The sequence below is a fragment of the Micromonospora sp. DT68 genome, from assembly GCF_049847245.1.
Taxonomy (GTDB): domain Bacteria; phylum Actinomycetota; class Actinomycetes; order Mycobacteriales; family Micromonosporaceae; genus Micromonospora; species Micromonospora profundi.
Genome location: NZ_JBNCNZ010000041.1, coordinates 1 through 6,410 on the forward strand (window position 1 = coordinate 1; position 6,410 = coordinate 6,410).

Genomic DNA, 6,410 nt, shown 5'->3' on the forward strand with positions numbered 1-6,410 from the left:
ACAACGACACTGGGGCCAACCCACCACCCGAGCAGCCTGACCCCAACACCGTCAACGTTCGTGGTCACGGCACTAGCGGCACCGACGTCACGATCACCACGATGTCGTCCCGGACCCCCTGGATCGACACCGCCGCGGCCGCGTGGACCGGACGGATCAACACCGTCCCTGCCCGCACGGACCCGGTGGCCGTCGACGCGTTGCTCATCCGGGCCCGACGGCTGTGTCGCCTGGGCCTTGCCTACCGGGCAGGACCTCGACGCCGCCACGGTGGTGCGTGCGCTCGGGCACCTGGCTCGGCCAACCGGCCTGAGCGCCGTTTTAACAGTCGTCTCAGATTCGCTCGGTACGAAGTCGGCATCAGATAAGCGATGGACCGTCTTGTAGGAGGCTAGAGATGGCAGTCAACGCAGCGCCGTCCAAGGAAGCGCCGGCCGGTCGGTTGGCAGGCCGGTGGGTGCCGTGGTTGGTGATTGGCCTGTGGGTGGCGCTGGCGGCGGTGATGGTGCCGTTGAGCGGAAAGCTGAGCTCGGTCACTACCGACAGAGCCGTGGACACCCTGCCGGCCGGTGCCGAATCCACCAAGGTGGCGGTGCTGGAGGGCAGTCTCCCCGGCGGTGAGGACAACACGTTCGTGTTCGTGTACCACCGCGCCGGCGGCATGACAGACGCCGACCGCGCGACGGCCGAGCGCCACTACAACACCCTTGCCAAGCGGTACCCGCCGAAGGTGGCGGCCCCGGCCGGCGAGGACGACGAGGGCCCATCGACGAGACTCTCCACCGACGGCAAGGCGATGATGTTCACCCTCGACGTGAGCACGACCTACGGCGCACCGGAGGCCATCGTCGGGCCGTTGCGTGACGCCGCGAAGGACCGCCCCGCCGGCCTGGAACTCGACGTGACCGGCCCGGCTGCGGTCGACGGCGACATGGACGCCGTCTTCGACGGCATCGACCTGCAGGTCTTCCTCACCACCGTCGTCGTCGTCACGCTCCTACTCATCCTCACCTACCGCAGCCCCGTGTTGTGGTTCATCCCGCTGGTGGTCGTAAGCGCGGCCGCACTGACCGCGATGGCCACCGTCTACCTGCTCGTCAAAGGCTTCGGCATCGTGGTCAACGACCAGAACTCGGCGCTGCTGACGATCCTGGTATTCGGCGTCGGCACGGACTACGCGCTGTTGCTCATCGCTCGATATCGGGAGGCACTGCACCACCACGAGAACGTCCGGGTTGCGATGGTCCACGCGTTGCGCGGCGCGGCGCCGGCGATCGTCGCGTCCGCGGCCACCGTGGTCGCCGGCCTGCTCTGCCTGCTCGTCGCGGACCTGAACAGCACCAGCGGGTTGGGCCCGATCGGTGCGGCCGGCATTCTGTGCGCGCTGGTGGCCATGCTGACGCTGTTCCCGGCGGTGCTCGTGGTGCTCGGCAGGCGGATCTTCTGGCCGGCCATCCCGCGGTTCAGCACGACCGTGGAGCAGAGGCCGGGGCTGTGGGGACGGCTTGGCACCGCCATCAGCCGCCGCCGGTGGGTGGCGACGCTCGGCTCGCTCGGAGTCCTCGGCGTGCTCGCCCTCGGGCTGGCGGGCAATACCGGCGCCTTGCGGGAACAGGACCAGTTCCTGTCCGCGCCGGAGTCGGTCACCGGCTTCACCGTTCTCCGCCAGCACTTCCCGGAGCTCGGCGGCCAGCCGATGACGATCTTCACGCGGCCGGCGTACCAGGAGCGGGTGCTCGACATCGTCAAGGGCACCCGAGGTGTGGCCACGGCCATCCCGGGTCAGACCAAGGGTGGCTGGGCCGACATCTCCGTGTTCCCGACGGACGCGCCGGACACCGTCGCAGAGTACGACACGATCAAGCGCGTGCGCACCGCCGTGCACGCGGTGAGCGGGGCGGAGGCGATCGTCGGCGGGCCGAGTGCGGAGAACCTCGACACCGAGGTGACCACCAGCCGCGACGAGAAGTTGGTGATCCCGCTGGTGCTCGCCGTCGTCCTGATCGTGCTCGGGCTGCTGCTGCGCGCGGTCGTGGCCCCGTTGGTCCTGATGGCCACAGTGGTCGTCTCATTCGCCGCAGCCTTCGGCGGCAGCGTGTTCGTCTTCGACACGATCCTCGGGTTCAAGGGCATCGACTATTCGGTGCCGCTGCTGGCATTCCTGTTCCTGGTGGCGCTCGGCGTCGACTACAACATCTTCCTGGCCAGCCGTGCCCGGGAGGAGGCCGTGCGTCTCGGCACCAGAGAGGGCATGCTCAAAGCCCTCTCCGCCACCGGTGGCGTCATCACCTCGGCAGGCCTGGTCCTGGCGGCCACGTTCGCGGTCCTCGTCTCACTTCCGCTGGTGATGCTGATCGAGGTCGGGTTCCTGGTCGCCTTCGGCGTGCTGCTCGACGCCCTGCTGGTGCGATCGGTCCTGGTGCCCGCCCTCACCCTGCTGATCGGCCGGCGGATGTGGTGGCCGAGCCGGCTGTCCCAACCGGTGGAGCCGCCGGACGGGCGACAGTCGCTCGACGACGACGAGGAGCCCTCGCTACAACGGTGAGCGCGGCGGCACGGGCGAGATCCGGGACGGAGCCTCAGGCCCGTCCCGGATCCTTTTCATGACCCGGCTGTGGGCCGCGTGATTCGACCGGGCGGGGCCGCGGCCGGAAGGTCGACTCGAAGCAGCGCGCCACCGCGCGCGGAGCGGGCGACGGTGGCCCGGCCGCCATGGGCGTCGACGACCCGCTGAACGATCGACAGCCCCAGACCGGATCCTGGCAACGCGCGGGCGCTGTCGGCACGGTAGAACCGGTCGAACACCCGCGGTACGTCGGCGGCGTCGATGCCCGGCCCGGCGTCGTCGACCTCGAGCACCGCCGACGCGCCCTCGGCACGGAGCCGGACCTGGACCGGCTGGTCCGCGGGGGACCACTTGCCGGCGTTGTCGACGAGGTTGAGCACCGCCCGTTGGAGTGCAGCGGGACGCCCGCTCACCCACACGGAGGTGACGTCGAGCGCGACCTCGATGTCGGGCACGCGGGAACGCGCCCGGGTCGCGGCGGCCACCACCACGTCGGCGAGGTCGAGGAGGTCGGTGCGCTCGTCGGTGACGTCGCCGCGCGCCAGGTCGGTCAGTTCGGCGGCGAGGGTGCTCAACTCGGCTACCTGGGCGCCGAGGTCATTGAGCAGCCGGGTCCGGCTCTCGGCCGGCAGCGCGCTGTCCAGGGTGCCGCGCCGATCGAGGCGGATCAGCAGTTCGACGTTGAGGCGCAGGCTGGTGAGCGGGGTCTTGAGCTCGTGGGCGGCGTCTTCGGCGAGCAACCGCTGGGCCCGCCGGGAGTCCCGGAGCGCAGCGAGCATGTCGTTGATCGACTGGATCAGCCGCCGGATCTCCCCGCCGCCTTCATCCGGGATGTCGGCGTCGAGATCCTGAGTGTGCGCGACGCGTACCGCGGCGGCGGTCAGCCGGTCGATCGGTGCCAGCCCGGCCCGCGCCACGGTCCGCCCGACAAGGGTGCCGCCGACCACGCAGAGCAGCCCGATCAGCAGCATGCCGAACCCGAACCGGTTGATCGGGCTGTCGTTGGCGACGCGGGCCACCTGGACCGCGCCGTCGCCCGCCCGCAGCGTGTAGATGAGGTAGCCGTCCTCGTCGATGTCATTCGACTCCATCAGGTCGGCCGACGCGCCCTGCGCCACGCGCCCGGCGTGCTCGCTGACCGGGGGCAACGCAGGCTGGCCGGCCGGTGTCCGGGTCGAGCCGTCGGGCAGGATGACCCGCACCAGTCGACCCGATCCGGGGTACGGCGGTAGCTGGACCTGCGCCAGACCGGCGCGCTCCGCGTCCGTCGCCAGGACGCGGGAGTCGGCGCGTAGCTGATCCTCGGCGGTGTCCCGCAGCTCCCAGTCCAGCAGCTCGCTGGCCACCTGGAAGGCCATGAACACGCTGACCGCGATGGCCGTCGCCGCGATCACCGTCAGCCTGGTCCGCAGTGACCGCCGGCGCCACCATCGGGTCAGCCGGCGCGGTTCCCGGCCGGCGGGCCTGCTCACAAAGGACTCTCCCGCAACGTGTATCCCAGGCCGCGCAGCGTGTAGATCAATCGCGGCTCACCCTCGGCCTCCATCTTGCGGCGCAGGTAGCTCACATACACCTGGAGGTTGTTGGCGGTGGCGCTCATGTCGAAACCCCAGATCGCCTCGAACAGCGCGTCGCGGGTCAACACCCGGGTCGCGTTACGCACGAGGACCTCCAGGAGCGAGAACTCGGTCCGGGTCAGGCGTAGCTGCCGCCCGCCCCGCCACGCCTCGAACCTGTCGGGATCGAGCCGGACGTCGGCGAACGACAGGACCTGCGACTCCCCGTCGCCCGGCGTGCGCCGGCGCAGCAAGGCCCGCACCCGGGCCAGCAACTCCTCGGTGGCGAACGGCTTGGGCAGGTAGTCGTCGGCGCCCGCGTCCAGCCCTGCGACCCGGTCCGAGACCTGGTCACGAGCGGTCAGCATCAGCACCGGCAGATCCCGACCCGCCGCCCGCAACCGCCGGCAGGTCTCCAACCCGCCAAGGCGGGGCATCATCACGTCGAGGATCAGCAGATCCAGCGTGTCACCGCCGGCCCCACCGACCCCGTCGAGCACGGCGAGACCGTTGGCGACGGTGCTGGTGTCGTAACCCTCGACCTGGAGAACCCGCTCCAGCGACTCACGGATGGCCGCGTCATCATCCGCGATCATGATTCGCACGCCGACGCGCCCCCTTCCAATCGATGCTTTTGCCGCTCATTGTCCCCGATCAACCTGAGGCCAGGATTAAAAGGTCTGGGCGCACGGTGGACCGCAGCATCCCATTGCCATGATCAGGTGCACCGTTCTCGGCATGAGCGCGCACCACGTCGGGTTGCGAAGGCGCGTCCGGCTGAGAGGGCTCGTGCGTAAACAGGGTCCCGAACGCCTGGCCCGGGACCCGTCAAGGTGGGCTGATCTTCAGCTGGGCGGGATGGCGCCGATAAGGCGTATCCCACGTGGGCCATCAGCCCGTCGGTCGTTGGCAGCGCCGCGGGCGGCGGTTCCGCGCCAGAATCGGTCGAACACCCGGCTCTTGTCGGTCTCGGCGATGCCCGGTCCTTGGTCGGTGACGGCGAGCCACAGCCAGCCTCCGGCCCGGCCGGTTGAGACGGCGATCGCCCCACCTGCGGGGGAGAGGCGTACCGCGTTGGAGAGCAGGTTGCCGGCCGCTCGCCGCAGGGCGTCCGGGTCGCCGATGCAGATCCGCTTGCGCGGCCAATGCATAATTGAGAGACGCCAATGAGCCCGCCCAGGGGCTGTTAGCTCGACGTCAACCATGCCGTAGGAGAGTCGTATGGACCCGGAAGGGCGGTCCCCTGAGCCGCTTCCGAACGAGGCAGCTTCAAGGGTATGGAGTCACCTTTTGCATGAGGACAACATGTTGATGCAGCGAGGCAACTTCTTCATCGTGGCGCAATCGATGTTGATTGTGGCTTACTCGGCGCTGGTGGTGCAGATGCCTATTGCATCACTCTCTGGGCACGCAGTGGCCGTCTTCGGGGTACTGCTTGCGATCGTCTGGCTCTATGTTGGCCACCGCCACCGCCGCTATCTCCAGCACGTGGACCGGCGGGCACGGCACTACCTGAGCGAATATGCCGCTACTCAAGGTGACCGTCCAAGGAGTCCGTTGTCTACCACGGCACTTCTCGCATACATGCTTCCGTCCTTAACTGTCCTTGTGTGGGTTACGTTACTGATCATGGGCTAGTGCGACTGCGCGGGTTCGTCGCCAGCGGTCTGGTGTCGCAGGCGTTGGCTCGACTGTTTGGCTGGACGGTTAAGCCACCCCCGGAAACTGCGGGTGTCTCGGTACCTGTCGTAGGCTAGTGCCGTGTCCAACAATGTCGGCCGGGTTGGCGCCGTCGGCGCTGGGCTGACGGCCGCGCGGGCCCGGCAAATGTCGGCGCACTCCGCACTAGATGTCTGCGTGAGGACGAGACGGGAGCCATAGGACTTTGCGAGCCAGTCCGGCGATCTCGAAGAATAATAGATGCAGGTCTTCCAGCTGCACCCCCACGCGCTTTGGCCTCGCGTTTCCCGGTCGCGCGGTACGGAACCGAGAACTGCGTAGGAGTCTCGATATCGTCAATGGATGCGCCCGGGCAGAAGGGGACCGGTCACGTCATTGGTCATGCCTCCTTCCTGGCGCCGCAGGGTGTCCGTCGCATGAAATAGCCGACATCTCCTTCGGTCACCCGATCAGCTGATCCAGAACGCCACGCTGTCGAGCCACCGCCGGTGCCTGCCTGCCATATGGCCCGCCAGATCGGCCGTCCGGATTTGCCGCTGTCGGAGCACGGGCGGCGAGCACGACGGACCTGCGTACGCTGCCGTGGTGCAGATCGACTTGGTGGCCCT

General features: G+C 68.7%; 5 protein-coding genes. 2 read left to right on the forward strand and 3 right to left on the reverse strand.

Annotated features, from left to right (window positions below; translation table 11 throughout):
• Positions 1-397: 397 nt before the first annotated feature.
• Positions 398-2,545 carry an MMPL family transporter gene (locus ACPXB1_RS30465; RefSeq protein ID WP_425736155.1) on the forward strand — a complete coding sequence of 716 codons (2,148 nt, stop codon included), beginning with the start codon at positions 398-400 and terminating at the stop codon, positions 2,543-2,545.
• Between the two features lie 56 nt (positions 2,546-2,601).
• Here the strand turns inward: ACPXB1_RS30465 and ACPXB1_RS30470 are convergent, their stop codons facing one another.
• From ACPXB1_RS30470 to ACPXB1_RS30480, 3 genes are all read right to left on the reverse strand, one after another.
• Positions 2,602-4,038, reverse strand: coding sequence for a HAMP domain-containing sensor histidine kinase (locus ACPXB1_RS30470; RefSeq protein WP_355631836.1), 1,437 nt, complete (start codon positions 4,036-4,038; stop codon positions 2,602-2,604).
• Positions 4,035-4,718 (reverse strand): response regulator transcription factor, encoded by a 684-nt coding sequence (locus ACPXB1_RS30475; protein WP_355631839.1) that lies wholly within the window; start codon positions 4,716-4,718, stop codon positions 4,035-4,037. Before ACPXB1_RS30475 ends, ACPXB1_RS30470 begins: the two co-directional genes overlap by 4 nt.
• Before the next feature lie 249 nt (positions 4,719-4,967).
• Complete coding sequence (locus tag ACPXB1_RS30480) at positions 4,968-5,273, reverse strand: ATP-binding protein (RefSeq protein ID WP_355631842.1); 306 nt, start codon at positions 5,271-5,273, stop codon at positions 4,968-4,970.
• Positions 5,274-5,427: 154 nt separating this feature from the next.
• Between ACPXB1_RS30480 and ACPXB1_RS30485 the strand changes: the two genes are divergently transcribed.
• Positions 5,428-5,760, forward strand: a complete 333-nt coding sequence (locus ACPXB1_RS30485; protein WP_355631845.1) for a hypothetical protein — start codon at positions 5,428-5,430, stop codon at positions 5,758-5,760.
• The last annotated feature ends 650 nt before the right edge of the window (positions 5,761-6,410 follow it).